Source organism: Clostridium amylolyticum, assembly GCF_900142075.1.
Taxonomy (GTDB): domain Bacteria; phylum Bacillota; class Clostridia; order Clostridiales; family Clostridiaceae; genus Clostridium_AA; species Clostridium_AA amylolyticum.
The window spans coordinates 285,546-304,357 of sequence record NZ_FQZO01000002.1; the positions used below are offsets into that span (position 1 = coordinate 285,546).

14 protein-coding genes are annotated in these 18,812 nt (G+C 33.1%); 4 read left to right on the plus strand and 10 right to left on the minus strand.

What is annotated here, in order from left to right:
* Positions 1–76 precede the first annotated feature (76 nt).
* Positions 77–3,613 carry a pyruvate:ferredoxin (flavodoxin) oxidoreductase gene (gene nifJ / locus BUA82_RS05950; RefSeq protein WP_073005622.1) on the plus strand — a complete coding sequence of 1,179 codons (3,537 nt, stop codon included), beginning with the start codon at positions 77–79 and terminating at the stop codon, positions 3,611–3,613.
* Between the two features lie 185 nt (positions 3,614–3,798).
* On the opposite strand, the gene BUA82_RS05955 is transcribed toward nifJ, so the two are convergent.
* On the minus strand, positions 3,799–3,966 hold the full coding sequence (locus BUA82_RS05955; RefSeq protein ID WP_073005624.1) for a CDIF630_02480 family spore surface protein: 168 nt from the start codon (positions 3,964–3,966) through the stop codon (positions 3,799–3,801).
* A 342-nt stretch (positions 3,967–4,308) separates the two neighbouring features.
* Here BUA82_RS05955 and BUA82_RS05960 point away from each other — a divergent pair, with 342 nt between their 5' ends.
* A complete protein-coding gene (locus tag BUA82_RS05960; protein WP_073005627.1) occupies positions 4,309–5,082 on the plus strand; it encodes an SDR family NAD(P)-dependent oxidoreductase in 774 nt (257 codons plus the stop codon).
* A 144-nt stretch (positions 5,083–5,226) separates the two neighbouring features.
* Entirely contained in the window at positions 5,227–5,856 is a 630-nt protein-coding gene (locus BUA82_RS05965) for a GTP pyrophosphokinase (RefSeq protein ID WP_073005629.1), read from the plus strand.
* Positions 5,857–5,974: 118 nt separating this feature from the next.
* Here the strand turns inward: BUA82_RS05965 and BUA82_RS05970 are convergent, their stop codons facing one another.
* The 3 genes from BUA82_RS05970 to BUA82_RS05980 form a co-directional block, all read right to left on the minus strand.
* Entirely contained in the window at positions 5,975–6,766 is a 792-nt protein-coding gene (locus BUA82_RS05970) for an ABC transporter permease subunit (RefSeq protein WP_073005631.1), read from the minus strand.
* Entirely contained in the window at positions 6,759–7,661 is a 903-nt protein-coding gene (locus BUA82_RS05975) for an ABC transporter ATP-binding protein (RefSeq protein WP_143148583.1), read from the minus strand. Before BUA82_RS05975 ends, BUA82_RS05970 begins: the two co-directional genes overlap by 8 nt.
* Positions 7,662–7,842: 181 nt before the next feature.
* Entirely contained in the window at positions 7,843–8,796 is a 954-nt protein-coding gene (locus BUA82_RS05980) for a 2-hydroxyacid dehydrogenase (protein WP_073005636.1), read from the minus strand.
* A gap of 277 nt (positions 8,797–9,073) precedes the next feature.
* Here BUA82_RS05980 and BUA82_RS05985 point away from each other — a divergent pair, with 277 nt between their 5' ends.
* The gene (locus tag BUA82_RS05985) at positions 9,074–9,532 is read left to right on the plus strand and encodes a spore coat protein (RefSeq protein ID WP_073005638.1); all 459 of its coding nucleotides are present in this window, start codon (positions 9,074–9,076) and stop codon (positions 9,530–9,532) included.
* A 136-nt stretch (positions 9,533–9,668) separates the two neighbouring features.
* Here BUA82_RS05985 and BUA82_RS05990 read toward each other — a convergent pair whose 3' ends face one another.
* The 6 genes from BUA82_RS05990 to BUA82_RS06015 form a co-directional block, all read right to left on the minus strand.
* Positions 9,669–11,063 carry an NCS2 family permease gene (locus tag BUA82_RS05990; protein ID WP_178140699.1) on the minus strand — a complete coding sequence of 465 codons (1,395 nt, stop codon included), beginning with the start codon at positions 11,061–11,063 and terminating at the stop codon, positions 9,669–9,671.
* Between the two features lie 392 nt (positions 11,064–11,455).
* Positions 11,456–13,585, minus strand: coding sequence for a sensor domain-containing protein (locus BUA82_RS05995; RefSeq protein ID WP_073005642.1), 2,130 nt, complete (start codon positions 13,583–13,585; stop codon positions 11,456–11,458).
* Positions 13,586–13,845: 260 nt separating this feature from the next.
* On the minus strand, positions 13,846–14,748 hold the full coding sequence (locus BUA82_RS06000) for an ROK family protein (protein WP_073005645.1): 903 nt from the start codon (positions 14,746–14,748) through the stop codon (positions 13,846–13,848).
* A gap of 22 nt (positions 14,749–14,770) precedes the next feature.
* The gene (locus BUA82_RS06005) at positions 14,771–16,159 is read right to left on the minus strand and encodes a glycoside hydrolase family 1 protein (protein ID WP_073005648.1); all 1,389 of its coding nucleotides are present in this window, start codon (positions 16,157–16,159) and stop codon (positions 14,771–14,773) included.
* A 59-nt stretch (positions 16,160–16,218) separates the two neighbouring features.
* Complete coding sequence (locus BUA82_RS06010; RefSeq protein WP_073005650.1) at positions 16,219–17,655, minus strand: ABC transporter substrate-binding protein; 1,437 nt, start codon at positions 17,653–17,655, stop codon at positions 16,219–16,221.
* A gap of 187 nt (positions 17,656–17,842) precedes the next feature.
* Positions 17,843–18,805 carry a carbohydrate ABC transporter permease gene (locus BUA82_RS06015; RefSeq protein ID WP_073005652.1) on the minus strand — a complete coding sequence of 321 codons (963 nt, stop codon included), beginning with the start codon at positions 18,803–18,805 and terminating at the stop codon, positions 17,843–17,845.
* Positions 18,806–18,812 lie beyond the last annotated feature (7 nt).

The window sequence follows — 18,812 nt, forward strand, 5'->3', positions numbered from 1 at the left end:
ATAGGTATTTACTTTAAATAAATGCAAATACTAAGTTGGAATACTTAATTTGCATTTTTTAAAGGAGGACGTTTATATGGTAAAGGTAATAAAAACCATGGACGGTAACCAGGCCGCTGCAGAAGCTTCTTATGCTTTTACGGAAGTGGCGGCAATTTATCCTATCACCCCTTCCACTCCTATGGCTGAAGGCGTGGATGAGTGGTCAGCTCATGGAAAGAAGAATATTTTTAATCAAAGGGTAAAGGTAGCAGAGATGCAGTCTGAAGCTGGTGCTGCCGGTGCTGTACACGGTTCTTTAGCAGCTGGTGCTTTAACCACTACTTATACCGCCTCTCAGGGGCTTCTTCTCATGATTCCTAATATGTACAAAATGGCTGGAGAACTGCTTCCTGCAGTATTTCATGTAAGCGCTAGGGCTATAGCTACCCATGCGCTATCCATCTTTGGAGATCACCAAGATGTGATGGCCGCAAGACAAACCGGCTTTGCTCTCTTAGCTTCTACCAATGTTCAAGAGGTAATGGATTTAGCAAATATAGCTCATCTTTCTGCCATTAAATCAAGAGTGCCTTTTCTTCACTTTTTTGATGGTTTTAGAACCTCTCATGAATATCAAAAAATAGAAGTTATAGATTATGAAGATGTGGCAAAACTCATGGATTATAAGGCATTACAGGAGTTTAGAAACAGAGCTTTAAACCCTGATCATCCTACCTTAAAGGGTACTGCTCAAAATCCAGACATATATTTTCAAGGGAGAGAAGCTTCTAACAAATTCTATGATATAGTTCCAGATATAGTGGAAGCTTATATGAGAGATATAGAAAAAATTACAGGAAGATCCTATCACCCCTTTGACTATTATGGCTCTCCAGAAGCTGAAGATATCATAATAGCCATGGGATCAGTCTGTGATACCATTTATGAAACTGTTGACTATCTCATGGATAAAGGCGAAAAGGTTGGCGTTATTAAAGTACACTTATATAGACCTTTTTCTCCTAAGTATTTTTTCAATATACTGCCTAAAACCGTGAAGAGAATAGCAGTTTTGGATAGAACAAAGGAGCCTGGTTCTTTAGGCGAACCCCTTTATTTAGATGTGTGCAATTTATTTTATAACTATGAAAGCAAACCTCTTATAGTAGGCGGAAGATACGGCCTTGGCTCTAAAGATACCAGACCTTCTCAAATACTAGCGGTATTTAACAATTTAAAATCTGCTGCTCCTAAAAATAGATTTACTATAGGCATAGTAGATGATATAACCCACACCTCTCTTCCTGAAACAGAAGCCATTGAAACCAACCCTCCTGGAACTATTAGATGCAAGTTCTGGGGCCTAGGTTCGGATGGAACCGTGGGCGCTAATAAAACCGCAGTAAAAATCATTGGAGATAATACAGACTTATATGTTCAAGCTTATTTCTCCTATGACAGCAAAAAATCTGGAGGCAGTACCATCTCTCACCTACGCTTTGGCAAAAGCCCTATAAAGTCTCCATACCTGGTTTATGATTCGGAGTATGTGGCTTGTCATAACAAATCCTTTATCTATAACTTCGATTTACTGAAAGGGCTGAAAAAAGGTGGAACATTCGTACTAAACTGCCCTTGGTCAGAAAAAGAATTAGATGAAAAACTTCCTGCTTCTTTAAAAAGGTACATAGCAGAAAATAACATTAACTTTTATATAATAGATGCCATAGATATAGCTCAGGAAATAGGTTTAGGCGGAAGAATAAATATGATTATGCAGTCTGCCTTCTTCAAGCTTGCCAATGTAATTCCTGTGGATAATGCAGTGAAATATCTTAAAAATTCCGTGGAAAAAACCTATGGAAGAAAAGGTCAAAAAATAGTAGAAATGAATAAAACTGCTATTGATAGAGGTATTGAAGCTCTTCACAAAGTTTCCATTCCAGAAGAATGGAAAGAAGCAAAGGAAGATAAGTCTCATGAAAAACAAGAACCTGACTTTGTAAAAAACATACAAAGGCCTATGGCAAGACATGAGGGAGATGAGCTTCCTGTAAGCGCCTTTAACGGCATGGAGGACGGAACCTTCCCCTTAGGTACCACTGCCTATGAAAAGAGAGGCATAGCTGTAATGATACCTGAGTGGCAAATAGATAAGTGCATTCAATGCAACCAATGTTCTTATGTTTGTCCTCACGGAGTAATAAGAGCTCTTTTATTAAATGATGAAGAAAAATCTAAAGCACCAGATGCCTTTGTCACCAAAAAGCCATTAGGAAAAGCTTTAGAGCATCTCCACTACCGTATACAGATAAGTCCTTTAGACTGTACTGGCTGCAGTAACTGTGCAGATGTCTGTCCTGCTCCAGGTAAAGCTCTAATTATGAAACCTGCGGAAGAACAAATACAAGAACAAAGTGACCACTGGGAGTTTTCTTTAAGCATATCTGCTAAAGAAAACCTTATGGATACCAAAATGCTTAAAGGAAGCCAGTTTGTACGCCCCCTTCTAGAGTTCCACGGTGCTTGTCCAGGTTGTGGTGAAACCCCTTATATTAAACTTCTCACACAGCTTTATGGAGATAGGATGATGATAGCCAATGCCACTGGTTGTTCTTCTATATGGGGAGGAAGTGCTCCTTCCATACCTTATACCACCAATGCCAAAGGCAGAGGTCCTTCTTGGGGAAATTCACTTTTTGAAGATAATGCGGAATATGGTTATGGCATGTTCCTAGCAGTAAAACAAATGAGAGAAAAGCTCACTGACCTTATAATTGAAGCTAAAGCTGCATCTATTGGCAGTGAATTAAAGGACGCCATGGAAAACTGGCTTAACGTTAAAGATAACGGAGAAATGTCCAGAGAAGCTTCGGAAAAATTAATAGAGCTTCTGTCAAAGGAAGATTTAAATAGCAATAAGCTCCTTAAAGAAATAATGGATAAAAAGGATTACTTAATTAAAAAGTCTCACTGGATGATAGGTGGAGATGGATGGGCCTATGACATAGGGTTTGGAGGCTTAGACCATGTGCTGGCTTCTGGCGATGACATTAATATTTTTGTTATGGACACAGAAGTTTACTCCAATACAGGAGGTCAATCTTCCAAGGCTACTCCTACAGCTGCCGTAGCAAAATTCGCTGCAGCAGGAAAAAAGGTAAGGAAAAAAGACCTCGGTATGATGGCTATGAGTTATGGCTATGTTTATGTAGCTCAGATCTCCATGGGAGCCAATATGAATCAAACTATAAAAGCTATTTCAGAAGCAGAAGCTTATCCTGGTCCTTCTTTAATAATAGCTTATGCCCCTTGCATAAATCACGGTATAAAAACAGGCATGGGAACTACTATAGCAGAGGAAAAGAAGGCAGTGGAATGTGGATATTGGCACCTTTATAGATATAAGCCTAACCTTAAAGAAGAAGGGAAGAATCCTTTTGTTTTGGATTCTAAGGACCCTACAAAGCCCTTTAAGGACTTCCTCCAAGGTGAAGTTAGATACTCTTCACTTATGAATGTGTTCCCAGAAACCGCAGAAGAAATGTTTGAAGCAGCAGAAAAGCACGCAGGGGAAAGATATTCACTATATAAGAAACTTTCCAGCTTCTCAGAATCAAGTGATTCTTAACTTCAGATAGAGTTTACTTAAAAGGAATATCCTCTCCAACTGAAGCCTGGAAGAACTTATCCAGGAGCTTAGCTCCCCTTATTCCAACACTTAAGGACGCGGGGGTATTAGGGCGGTTAGCTATCGGATAATTTAACACAAAATCAAAAGACGTTCAGGGTTGAACGTCTTTTGTTTTTGTATGATTACTTTTGATTTGTATCTACCCATTCCTTAGCGTTTCTTACGTCTATTTCACTAGGTATGGTAACTCTAGATACTGGCTTGGTTTCCTTAATATTAGCCCAAGCTGCTGTATCATGCTTTTCTACAGGTATACCCATAGAAAATTCTTTAGTTTTATTTTTTGCCATGAAAATCACCTCTCTATGATTAGTATTATCACTTTTTAAAAATGTATTATATAAAACTTCACTTATACATTAAATTAAATTCTATGAAGTTATTCTTGGTTTCTTAAATTGAAAAAGAGAAGGTAATACTTTAAAATTAAAGATGATGAATTAAAAGAATAAAGAATAAAGAATAAATAAGAAGTAAGAACTAAGAGGTAAGAAGTATAATTTAAATAAGTAAAGAGTAAGAAGTAAGAACTAAAAACTAAGAAGTATAATTAATTATAAAAACTCTATGAGTTTTATCCATAACTCTTACCTCTTCACTCTTACTTCTTACCTACTATTGAGGAGACTATTATGAATTATAGCTTAGTTACAGGTGCTTCCAGTGGGATTGGATTAGAAATCTCAAGGCTTTTAGCAAAGGATAAAAACAACTTAATACTTGTGTCTAGAAATGAGGATGAGCTTCTAAAGTTAAAAAAAGAATTGGAAGATAGCTATAAAGTTCAAGTACATATTATTTCCAAAGACTTAGCTGATCATAATTCAGCCTTAGACATATATAATGAAATTTCAAACCTAGGTTTTGTAGTGGAAAACCTCATAAATAATGCGGGTTTTGGCTCCTTTGGTAGATTTAACGAAATAGATACCCTTATAGATATATCTATGATAGATGTTAATATAAGAACCCTAACCTATTTAACTAAATTATTTCTTCCAGATATGATAAAAAATAAAAAAGGCAAAATACTAAATATCGCTTCTACCGCAGCTTTTTTCCCTGGCCCTTATATGACTGTTTATTATGCCACAAAAGCCTTTGTACTTTCTTTAAGTGAAGCTCTAGCTTCTGAACTAGCAGGCACTGGTGTTACGGTAAGCGTATTATGTCCTGGACCTACTAAAACCGCCTTTCAAAGTAAGGCTAAAATGAAAAAATCTCAATTTGTAAAGTTTGGTGTTATGGAGGCTTCCACCGTAGCCTTATGTGGCTATAGAGGAATGTTAAAAGGTAAAAAGGTCATAGTTCCCGGTGTATTAAATAAATTTTTAATAAATATAATAAGATTTTTACCAAGAAGTATAGTAACTTCTATGGCAAAGACTACTCAAAATATAGATTAGTAATATATTCTTCTATCCATTACTGTTATAATTTAAATATAGAGATTAAAGTTAAAACTTTATTTTCAATAATATATTTAAATTTCATGTTATAATATTACGGGATATTTATTACTAAATAACTTTATACATGGGAGTGAGCACATGTTAGAACCAATAATTACCACAGACGATATTAATGAATGGAAAAACTTTCTTCTTCTTTACAAGTTTGCCTTAGATGAAATAAACACAAAGCTAACCATACTTAATGAAGAATTTCAGTTAATACATTCTTATAATCCTATTGAGCATATAAAATCTAGATTAAAAACCCCTAAAAGTATTTCAGATAAACTTAGAAGAAAAGGCCATGAAGTATCTATGGAAAATGCCAAAGAATATATCTATGATATTGCAGGTATAAGGGTAATAACCTCCTTTACTTCAGACATATATAACCTTGTAGCTCTTATATGCAAACAAAATGACATAAAGGTTGTGGAAGTTAAAGATTACATAAAGAACCCAAAACCTAATGGCTATAGAAGCCTTCATTTACTTTTAGAAATACCTGTTTTTCTTTCTGACAGAGTAGAAAGTTTAAAAGTAGAAATTCAACTTAGAACCATAGCCATGGATTTTTGGGCAAGCTTAGAACATAAAATTTATTATAAATTTGAAAAAACAGTACCTTCACATATTACAGAACAACTTAGAGAATGTGCTGATCTAGCAAATTTCTTAGATGAAAAAATGTTATCAATAAATGAAGAGATTAAAAAATACAAATAACCTATAAATAATAATAAATTATTGTTTATTTATGATTAATATCGAAAAAGTTAAGAGAGCCTAAATTAGGTTCTCTTAACTTTTTCATAATATCAATTTTTTATAATACAGTATAAGCTTAAATAAGTTTCTCCGGAGAGAAGGTTTTTGATGCTTTTTTTATCATAATAAAATCAATAAAGAAAATTACTAAACCTGATACAAGTATTATGAAGTTATTAATTAAAAACAATCCGGTGCTTTGAGCAATTATCATAATTACTACAGGTATTACTATAAATGCACTCATTTGTTGAGCTTCTTGAAAAGTTTCTGCCTTAGCTGAAATTATAACCATAAAGGTTATGCCAAGCAAGGTTACTCCAGGTGTTAACCATAGTAAAATAAGTAGCCACTTAACACTTGGGAATATTAATTTGGAAAAGAACATTATACCTGCTGCATTCATCACTATTCCAAATAATATAAAGGATGCAATGCTCAGGATATAGGCTGGTATGAAAACCCCCATTATTTTAGATAAAAACAATTCTTCTATAGAGATAGGAGTATATAATAAGGTTTCTAATGTCTTATGCTCTTTTTCTCCTACGAAGGAACTTGCCCCTATAATGGTGGAATTCATTATAGGTAGCAGTATAAACAAAGAAGGAAATATATATTCTAAAGCTGTTAAAATCATTAATTGGTTAGTATTATATTCTTGAGATGTAATGGGTAGCTTTTTTAAAAGTTGAAATCCATTTATATTGCCTATAGCATCCATGCCATATTTAACTGATAATATTAAAACTGTAGGTAAAACTAGCATAAAGATTATAGGCACTATGAACATGGGAAGGAAAATTTGTTTATTGGATGTTATTTCTCTAATATCTTTACTCATTATAGCTTTTTGCCCCTTAGTCATTTTTATCACCTCTTATAAAACTAAAATATAATTCTTCAAGACTCCAACTTTTTTGTTTTGCTTCATATATAATGCCACCTTTATTAACTACCTCTTTAATAAGCTCATAAGCTTCATTATCTGAGTCTATATCCTTGCAATAAACACCATGTTGAAACTTTAATCCTGGGATTTTTATATTCTCCCCTCTTATTAAAAGACTATTTTTAGCATTCTTCTGTTTAAGAAGCTCCTGAAAACTACCTTGTGCTAGTAATCTTCCTTTATCTATAAATCCATAGCTAGAGCAGATTTCTTCTGCATATTTAAGCTGATGGGTACACATGAATATGGTAGCTTCCCTATCTTTAACCATTTTCTTTATAAGTTTTAATACATTTAATGCATTTTCAGGGTCTAACCCAGAGGTAGGTTCGTCAAGAAATAACACTTTAGGATTGTTTATTAATGCCAAGGATAAAGCTAACCTCTTTTTCATACCCGTACTATATTCTCTTACTTTTTTATTTCTATATTCATAGAGCTCTAGTTCTTTTAATAGCTGTTCTTTTCTATTGTTTAAATCCTTAGACTCTATGTCATGAAGTCCTCCAAAAAAGTCTAGGTTTTCTTCTGCAGTGAGATTCTCATAGCACTTAGCAGTTTCTGTCGTAACACCACAAAGCTTGTGTATATTTTTACTTTCATTAACATTGTCAAAACCATAAATTTTAGCTTCCCCTGAGCTTTGCCTAAGAATTCCATTAAGTATCCTTACAGTGGTAGTCTTACCTGATCCATTAGGCCCTAAAAATCCAAAGATCTCACCTGGGGATATTTTAAGGTTCATATCTTCCAAAGCATTTTCCTTGCCATTATAAGATTTATATAACTTGTTAATTTCAATAGCATTCATTATAAACTCCTCCATAAAATTATAAAATCAAATTATTTTTTATATATCCAAGATTATAAAATACATAATCTTATATATTCTCCTGTATGATTAATTATTAAACGTAATACTTTAAAATTAGTTCATCATAATATAAAAAAATAGTAAGGAAATTTTATATCTCCTTACTATTTTTATATTATTAAAACACTATATTTTTACCTTCACCTTTAAGATATGCATATACATTGTCAAAGGTTATTTCTGCCCTATATACCATGGATTCTTTAGTGGCAAAAGCTATATGAGGGGTTACAATGGTGTTCTTTGCATTAAGCAGAGGATGATTCTTTTCTATTGGAGGTTCATTTTCAAAGACATCTATGGCTGCTGCCCCTATTATTCCCTGATTTAAAGCCTCAGCTAAAGCAGCACTATCTACCACTGCACCTCTAGCTGCATTAATTAAAATACTGCTTTTTTTCATCATGGCTATTCTTTCTTTATTTATAAGATGCTTAGTTTCAGCATTAAGAGGTGTATGTAAGGTAACAATATCACTTTTCCTTAGAAGTTCTTCTAAAGATACATACTTAATACCTAAATTCTTGCCTTCTTGCTTTTCTGTTCTGCTATAACCTAATAGCTTACAATTAAACACCTTAAGTATTTCTGCTACTCTTAAGCCTATAGCACCTGTTCCTACTATACCTACGGTTTTTCCCTTAAGCTCAAAACCCACTAAGCCATCTTTTGTCCCTAAATTTCTTGTTCTTTCATCACAGGGCAAAACATTTCTTAAGGCTGCTATAATCATTCCTAAGGTAAGTTCTGCCACGGAGTCAGTGGAATATCCCGCTGCATTAGAAACCTTAATACCTCTCTCCATACAAGCTTCCTTATCCACATGATCTACTCCAGTAAAGGCTACAGAGATGTACTTTAGATTTTTAGCTGCTCTTATAACCTCACCCTTTAAAGGATTGTTAGCAATTATTAAAATATCTGCATCTTTAACTCTTTCTTTTAATACATTAATATCTTTCTCTACGCTATCATAATGTTTAAAATTATGTCCTGCTTCTGTTAATGTTAAAGACAGCTTATTTAAAACCTCTTCACTTACTGCTAAAGGTTCTAGAAGTACTATGTTCATATTTTTATCCCTCCTGGTACAATAATTTCTTTGCAGAGTACGATTTTCCTACCCCTGCTATAATATGGTATTAGATTTCTTAGCTAAAAATATAATTAACATTATATATCTATAATATTAGACTAAATTTATAAAACTTTCTACATTTCTAAAAGAATTCAAAGCTGTATAGCTGTAATTTATAACTTTGTACTTTAAATAATTCTATTAAAAATAAATATATTTCCCCTTAATAGGAATACTATATTTATATTTCAATATGAAGGGAGATAATAAAATGCCATTAACTAACAAAGAAAAACTTTTCCTAGAAGACAACTTAAATGCTGAATACCTATGCATAAGAAAATATGATCAATATGCTGCATTAGCTACAGATCAACAGCTTAAAGAAGTATTCAATGATTTAGCAAGTAAAGAAAGACAGCATGCTGAAACAATAAAAGGAATACTTACTCAAAATGGAGTTACCACTAATAATATCTTTGAAACCACTACCCCTCCTAAAGGAGATTTATCCCATGTTCAAAAGGATTTAGGTACTTCAGATGCACAACTGTTAAATGATGCTATCACCACCGAAAAACACGTAACTAGCGCCTATAATACAGCTGTTTTAGAATCTGCAGACCCCAATATCAGAAAGCAGCTTCAACACATTCAAAAGGAAGAGCAAGATCATGCTGAAACACTATTTAACGCTATGAAAGCAAGAGGTTGGTATAAACCTCAATAATGATTATATAACCTTTTAAGATTATCTTAGCTCATAAAAATATCCTCTTTAGAAAATCCTCTCTACAACTTTTTAGAGAGGATTTTCTTATAAAAAATACTGCCTCATATTTATATGAGACAGTAATTAATTTCACTTATATAAAGGCATTTAAAATATAGCTTATAATAAATAGTGCTGTTACTATATATAAAATAGGATGAACGTCCTTAGCTTTTTTGTTAAATATTTTTGCTATACAATAGAATATAAATCCTGCTGCTATACCGTTAGTTATATTATATGTGAAAGGCATAAAGGCTACAGTAAAGAATGCAGGGATTCCAATTTCTAAATCTGACCATTCTATTTTGGATAGAGATTCTGCCATCAATATACCTACCACTATTAAAGCTGGAGCTGTGGCTGCTGCTGGAACCATACCAGCTATAGGAGCAATGAATAAGCAAAGTAAGAATAAAACCCCTGTGGTTACAGAAGTAAGACCTGTTCTACCTCCTTGGCTTATACCTGCTGCACTTTCTACATAAGTAGTGGTATTGCTTGTACCAAGTATAGCTCCAATGGAAGTAGCAGTAGCATCTGCAAATAAGGCTTTTTCCATCTTTGAAGAGAAGCCTGAACCCTTCTCTACAGATTCTTCATCCTTTTCATCAAATATTCCTGATTTTCTTCCTGCACCAAGGAAAGTACCTATGGTATCAAAGGTGTCTGTTAATGAGAATGCAAATATTGTAGTTAAAGCTACGAATACCTTTTGTGGAGTTCCGAATAATCCTGCAAAATCCATCTTAAGGAAAGTAGGTGCAAGGCTTGGAACCTTGAACATATCTGCAGATAGAGTAGGTATCTGGGTTACATTAAAGAAAATACCTATTACTGTAGTAGCTAAAATTCCTATTAAAATAGCACTTTTAGATTTTAAAAGCATTAATATTATAGTTATTACCAAACCAATTAGAGCTAATTGAGCTACTGGATCCTTAAAGCTTACTAGTGCTGGAACTACATCCTGGAATACTCCGCCTTCGCCCACAGCAACTATTTTGTTTACTGCGTCTCCGGTAAATTGAATAAAGTGAGCTTGTTTAATTCCTATATATGCTATGAATAAGCCTATACCACCGCTTATAGCATATTGAAGCGACTCTGGTATAGCATGAATTATCATCTTTCTGATCTTTGTTACTGTAATAAGAATATTTAAAATACCGCATATAAATACCATGGCTAAAGCCTGTTGCCATGTAAATCCCATACCTAAAACTACTGTAAAAGTAAAGAAAGCATTTAATCCCATACCTGGAGCTTGTGCAAAAGGCACGTTAGCTACAAATGCCATTACGAAGGTTCCTATAGCTGCTGCAATTATTGTTGCTACAAATACAGCACCCCTGTCCATCCCTGTTATAGATAAAATTGAGGGGTTAACAAATATTATGTAGGCCATAGTAAGAAATGTTGTTAATCCAGCTAAAATCTCAGTCTTAACATCTGTACCATTTTCCCTAAGCTTAAAAAACTTGTCCACTAATAACACCATCCTTATAAATGTTTAAATTAATTATTTCTGTGTTACATAATGTATTTTATACGAATATTATTATAAAATCAAGTAATTTTATTCGTATTTCTTAAAATTGTATAATTCTACAGTGTTTTCATTATTATTTTATAATTTGTAGCCCGCTATACCTTTAAGCAGATACTCCAAATCTACCATTTGGTGCGGTCGCTTACTTCTTCTCCAAGAATCTCCCTCTTATATTTAAAAACTTTATACCTGGAGAAGAAGATTCCTTGAAAAATACGAACAATATTCTGTTACATCTTTAACACAGTAATATACTAATAGGCTATTCTAAAATTATTAATTTTAGAACAGCCTATTTATATATGTACTAATTATTTTGTTGTAAGTTATTAGTAATTATTTTGTTTGGTTTTAATAAAGCCCTCTAATTTCTCAGGCATAAGAGGTTTGCTAAAGTAATACCCTTGTACCTCATCACAACCATTATCCTTCAGCACTTGAAGCTGATATTGATTTTCTACTCCCTCAGCGATAACCTTATATCCTAAATTTTTACCCATATCTATAATAGTCTTAGTGATTATTGAGCTTTCCTGCTTATGACTTAAATCAATGATAAATGAACGATCTATTTTTATTTTATTTATAGGTATTTTTCTCAAATAGCTTAAAGAGGAATAGCCTGTTCCAAAATCGTCTATGGCTATTTTTATTCCAATTTCCTTTAACTCAGAAAAGATACTGATACTTTTTTCTATATCCTGCATCATGGAGCTTTCTGTAATCTCTAATTCTAAAACACTTGCATCGATGCTATTCTCTGCTATGGTACTCTTAATAAACTTGCATATACTTTTACTTTTAAGCTGTAATGGACTTATATTTATAGCTACCTTAAAAAAAGGCATTCCAGTTACTTGCCACTTTTTTATCTGATAACACACATTTTTTATAACCCACCTACCTATTTTGTCTATCATCCCCATCTCCTCAGCTATAGGTATAAATTCAAAAGGTGGAATAATCCCTAACTTGGAACTTCTCCATCTAAGCAAAGCTTCCACTCCCACCATATCTTCATTTTTTAAATCTATCTGGGGCTGATAAACTAAAAACAGTTCGTTTCTTTCTATGCAGGTTTTAAGTTCGTTCTCTATTTGAGTTTTTCTAAGAAACTTATTATTCATCTCTTCTGTAAATATTTTAATGCAATTTCTACCATAATCCTTAGCTTCTAGTACTGCTTTTTCTGCCTCTATTAAAAGGTCTTGAGGGTTATGATTTCTGTTGGGGAATATGCTTATACCAATACTACTGGTTATGTCTATTGCAGCATTATGCAAATTAAAGCCTTTTGAAATAACTCTTTGAATATCTTCTGCTATTTTAACTACATATTCTATTTCATCAACATTTTCTATCAATATACCAAAATGATCTTCACCAAGATAAGATAATGTACCTTTATTCAGTAATGAATTTTTAATTCTAGCTCCTATAGCTTTTAAAAGCATATCTCCCACATTAAGTCCATAGGTATCATTAACACTCTTGAATCTATCTATATCTACTATAATGAGAGCTAATTTTTCCTTTAGTTTTGAAGCTATAATAGTAGCCATATCCACTTTACTCTCAAACATCTGCCTATTAGGAAGATTTGTTAGACTGCTATAAGTTGAAAGGTATTTTATTCTTTCCTTATCTTTAATCTTGTCCGTTATCTCATTAATTATGGCCACATAATTTGTTATCTCTTGATAAGAATTTTTAATAGCATTAATGGTACTATCCATTATATATCCTTCGCCATTTGGTCTCTTTGCCCTTAACTTCCCATGCCATATTCCATCTTTGTGTAATTTATTAAAAATATTTTTATGAAATTCGCTGTTTTCTAAAGAGTACTTAAAAAGATTATTATCTCTAGAAGGAAAAACTTCTTCATCTATCTGTGTAATCTTTCTAAAAGCTTCATTAGAATATATTATTTCTGATGGATCGCTAGAAGTAAAACATATACCTTCTGATGCATTGGAAAATGCAGATAACACTAAATTAAACTTTTGGTTAGCTTCCTTCATTTCTGTGACATCTGCCACTGCGGTTACCTTATACTTTTGCCCATCTTCCATGGATATACACCCAACACTAATATAAAGGTCAATAGGCTTGCCCTCTTTTTGAATTCCCTTACACTCATACTTATATTGAGTTTTCCCTAAAATAAACTCCTTGTGAGTTTTTAAAGCTTCTTCTCTTTTGCCTTCCTCTAATACTAAAGTAAAACATTTTCCTAATAATTCTTTACTAGAATATCCATAAATCCTGCTATATGCATCATTTACAAATTCATATAAACCTTCTTCATTGGTAATGGATATACCAATATTGGCTACATTGAAAATTTCATTTAGTAACCTTTCTCTCGCCATAAGATGTTCCCTTAAATTTCCAATGCTGCACCAAACTTTATCTGAGTTAGTTTCACAATTAAAAAAATCAAAATATTCCTTCATATATATCACCACAAATAAAAATATATTAGTAAAATTAGTAGTTCTTCTTTATATTCTAACTTCAGCAACCATATCCAATTCATCTACTTTTTATATTTAATAACATTAATATTATAACACAACCATTATAATATTTTTCTAGCATAAAACATTAACAATAGATGAGAAAATAGAAAGATTATTAAATAATTTTCCCCTCAAAATATACCACTACCCCTGGGGTGCTTCCTTTTTAAGGAAGCACCCCAGGGGTGGCTCCATTATTTACCAGATGATATATAGTTATATACTGCTCCTATGAGATTTGCATCGTTTTTGAATTTACACCTTTCTATGGTAGGGAAGATGGTGGCTATGGGCTTTAGGGATATTAAATATTTAATTTTTTCATTAAGAATATCTACTATATCTTCTCTAGCGCTGATAGCTCCGCCTAAGATTATCTTTTCTGGGTCGAAGGAATATTGAAGATTGAATATTCCTATAGCAAGATTGGTAATGCATATATCTATGGCTTCCTGGCATAGTTTGTCTCCTTGTTGAGCCATACGGAATATCTCTTCTCCCTCTAGTTCTTCTATAGGAACTCCTTTAAGTTCAGAGGCCTTTTTTCGTATAGCATAGGAGGAAGCAGCTTCACTGAAGTTTGTAAGCTCTCCAGATTGAAAATCCTTTTCCATTATCATATATCCAAACTCTCCTCCATGGAGATGTTTTCCCACATGCAGCTTTCTATCTTTTATAACTGCTCCCCCTATACCTGTACCAATCACTACAAAAAGTACATCATCCACATCAGAGGCACTACCTTTCCAAACTTCTGCTAAAGCTGCGCAGTTAGCATCATTTTCCATAGAAACCTCTAAGCCTGTTCTGCTATTTAATATATTTCTAATATTAGGTCCATGTATATAAGGTAAAGCACTAGATCCTTTAACATCACCGACTATATTATCTACTGCCCCTGGGCAGCTTAAAGCTAGGCCCTCTACCTTATATTCCTTCTGGTAGCTTTTAATAACTTTCACCATAGAATCTATAAGATTATCCAAACTATCACTAGGGGTTTTAAACTTATTTTTAGTGATTATTTCACCTAAAGAGTTTATCACTCCATATTTGATATTAGTGCCTCCAACATCAAAAGCAATATAGTTTTTCATATTAATTTATACCACCCTTTCATCAATCCTCAAAACCATTATTTTTAATTACATTACCATACCATAATCCACTTTTTTTAATAGTCCTTTTATAGTTGCTATTTATATCTACTCTAAATAATCCGTACCTATTTTTATAAGCATTGCACCAAGACCAATTATCCATAAATGTCCATAGATGATATCCAAAGCAGTTTGAACCTTCTTGTATTCCTTTGTGAAGCCACTTTAAATGTTCTTTGATAAAGTCTATTCTATAGTCATCCTTAACCATTCCGGTCTCATCTATAAATCTTTCTTCATCTTGAACTCCCATGCCATTCTCAGATATAAACCAAGGTATGTTACCATAATTATCTCTAACATTTATAGCTATATCGTATATACCTTTTTCATAAATCTCCCAACCTCTATAGGGGTTCATCCTTCTCTCTGGCCACTCATAGGTATCAAAAAAACTTTCAGGCATAAGGGTTTCCCCTGCTTTACAAGGCTCATTCTTAGCTTTTATCCTTCTAGGCTGATAATAGTTAACTCCAAGGAAATCTACTGTATTATCTCTTATAAGTTCTTTATCCGCTTCTCTGTATTCAGGGATAAGATTATTTTCTCTTATTAGAGCCACAAGTTCCTCTGGATATTCGCCCTTTACCGAAGGATCCAAAAAGCTTCTGTTAAATAGTAAATCCGCTATATTGGCTGCTTTTAAATCTTCTTTATCCTCGCTTCTAGCATAGGAAGGAGTTAGATTTAGTATTATTCCTATCTTTCCTTGGTTATTGTCCTCTTTAAACTCTTTTACAGCCTTAGCGCTGGCTATCATGGTATTATAGGCTACCTGCACTGCTCTCTTCATATCCACCACGCAAGGATAATGTTGATTATATAAATATCCAGCTTCTACGGGAACTATAGGTTCATTAAAAGTAGTCCACATTTTAACCTTATCTCCAAAGAGTTTAAATGCTGTCTTTGCATAAGACGCAAATTCCTCTACTACCTGCCTATTTTCCCAGCCACCTTTTTCCTGCATTATGAGAGGCATATCAAAATGGAAAAGATTCATTATAGGCTTTACTCCATTTCTAATCATCTCATCAATCATATTATTGTAAAACTCTACAGCCTCATCATTAACATTTTTCCCATCGGGAAGAAGTCTAGCCCAAGATATAGAGGTTCTATAAGAATTGAAGTTAAGTTTTTTCATATTCTCTATATCTTCTTTATATTGGATATAAAAATCAGAAGTGTTTTTAGGACCTACGCCTTGGAAAAATCTTTCCGGCTGGGTTTTATACCAATAATCCCATATAGTTGCTGCTTTCCCACCTTCTAAAGACATCCCTTCTGTTTGTGGTGCTGAAGCTGCTGCTCCCCAATAAAAACCTTTAGGAAAATCATATTTCATCTATCGTTACCTCCTAAGTAAAATAAGAACTCTATGAAAACATAGAGTTCTTTATAATATTATTTAGTCTTTTTCCATTCATCCATTTGTTTTTGCATTTCTGCTATAACCTTATCAATTCCAGCTGCTTTAAGTTTTTCATTGAATTTCTTAGTATATTCATCTGGATCCACAGAACCTGAATACAAGGGTTTTTTGTATTCTTGCAGAACATTGTTTACACCTGCTATTTCACTAGTAACAGAGTCTGGATTAAATTTAAATCCAAGTGCTGGCGATGCTTTTGATTGATCATTGAAGCTCTTAAATTCATCCCATTTAGTATCTGGTTCGCCATCTAATGTATAGGATATAAATAAGTTACCTAGTGAGAAATAAGGAACAGAATAGTTCTTTTGTTCTGGAGTAGTCTTTATTTTATTGTCACCAATTTTAGTATAGTGCGTTCCTTCAATACCGTAATTAACAAGATTTCTTAACTTTGCATCAGTATTAAGTAAGTTTAAGAAATTCATGGCTTCTTTAGGATGTTTTGAAGTAGCAGAAACAGCTTGCATAGCACCAGTAGTTGAGCCATTAGTTACATAAGCATCAATTATTGGAGTTGCTACAACTTGATAACCTAAATCTTTAGACCAAAGTACTTCTGCATATGGTTGACCATCGCCTTTAGTAACAAGCCTTTTAACAGCTTTATCGTCTTTTGCAGTAGCAGCATCTTTGTTAATGTATCCTAGTTGGTAATATTTCCTCATGGTTTTAAGATCTTTTTGTCTTTCTTCAGTGTTAAATATATTTACCACTTTAAGATCATTGTTTTCATAAGAAACACCAATTGGGTCAAGTAATGTGTCATAATTATTAGCTAAAGAAAAGCCATCAGTTATATAAAGTGGAACTACATTTGGTTCTTTTTCTTTTATAAGCTTTAGCCATGGTTCAAGATCTTCTAATTTATGAATATCTTTATATGGAATATTATACTTGTCTACGTATTCTTTTGTAAATACCCACATAGGTGCAACACCTATTTCTTTGTTAGTAGGTATACCATATATCTTATTATCTACTTTAGCACCTTCCCAAAATCTCTTATCTACTGCGTCATAAGTAGCTTTTCCATCCCCCTTTAAGAAATCATCTAAAGGAAGAAATGCTCCTTTTCTAGCATTTAAAAGATAATCATTAGCCCAAGAGCAGGTGAAAGTCATATCATATTCTTCTCCAGAGTTTACAATCACTTGCATCTTCTGTGTATAGTCACCGAAATCTATTTGCTTAATAGTTACGGTAGCTCCTATTTTATCTTTTATGTATTTATTTATCTCTTCCTCCACCTTTTCAGTATCTTTTTGTGGAGCACCTATTGTGTACCATATTAAATTAGGCACCTCTTTTTTATCCTCTGCAGCATTTTTCTTGCCACAACCAGCTAGTAGTGATGTTGTCATAACTACTCCCACTGTTAATGCTAATAATTTCTTAAACTTTAGCATCTTTACACCCTCCTAATCCTTAATTAAGATTTAAATTTTTGAGATTTGAATTATATCGTTTACAAATAAATTATATTACCTTAAGTTTAATGTTTATAGTGTAGAAATATTATATTTAGTGTGAAAATTCCACTTTGTTATATTTTTTCTTAAGTGCCAGTCACCTGACAAGTGCCTGGCACCATTCTTATTCTTTTACTGCACCAATAGTAAGTCCACTTATGAAGTACTTTTGGAAGAAAGGATATGCAAACACGATAGGTGCTGTAGAAAGAAATACCATAGCCATCTTTGCACTTTCCTTCGGCATAGTTTTAGCAATATCTATGCTTGCGGTTCCAAGCTTGGTGGAATTGTTTATTATAAACTCCATAGAATTTTCTACCCTCATAAGTAAGTACTGCAAGGGAATTAATGAATTCTTGTCTATATAAAGCATGGCATTAAACCAATCGTTCCAGTACCCTAGAGTTAAAAATAGAGCTATGGTTGCAATACCCGGCAAGGACATAGGTACAACTATTTTAAAAAACACTCTGAATTCTGAAGCACCATCAATTTTCGCAGATTCTATTACTGCTTCTGGTACAGAATTCTTGAAAAAAGTTCTTAAAACTATAACATAAAAAGTATTCATACATAAGGGTAATATTAAAGCCCATATGGTATTTTTAAGGCCTAATAGTTTTGTCATTACCAAATAGCTAGAAACCATACCACCAGAAAATAGCATAGGTATAAAAGCTACCATAGTAAAAAACTTTTTATATGCAAAAGATCTTCTAGATAAAACGTAAGCATAAGTAGATATAAGCAATAAGCCTATAATTGTTCCTAATACCGTTACCATAATTGTAACTCCATAGGATTTAAGCATTTGATTACCTGAATTAAAAAGATATCTATAAGCATATAAGCTCCACTCTTCAGGTATTAAACTATATCCATTTGCTCTTAAGGACTCTTCAGAACTCAAAGATATAATAGACACAAATAAAAAAGGTAAAATACTTAGTATTGAAAGCGTAACTAATATTATGTTCATTCCTAGGTTAGATTTTTTACTTATTTTCGTAAACTTATTATCTTCATTTTCATATTTTAATTTTTCTTTAATGGTTTTTTTTGATAAAGCTGTACTTATACTCATATAGCTT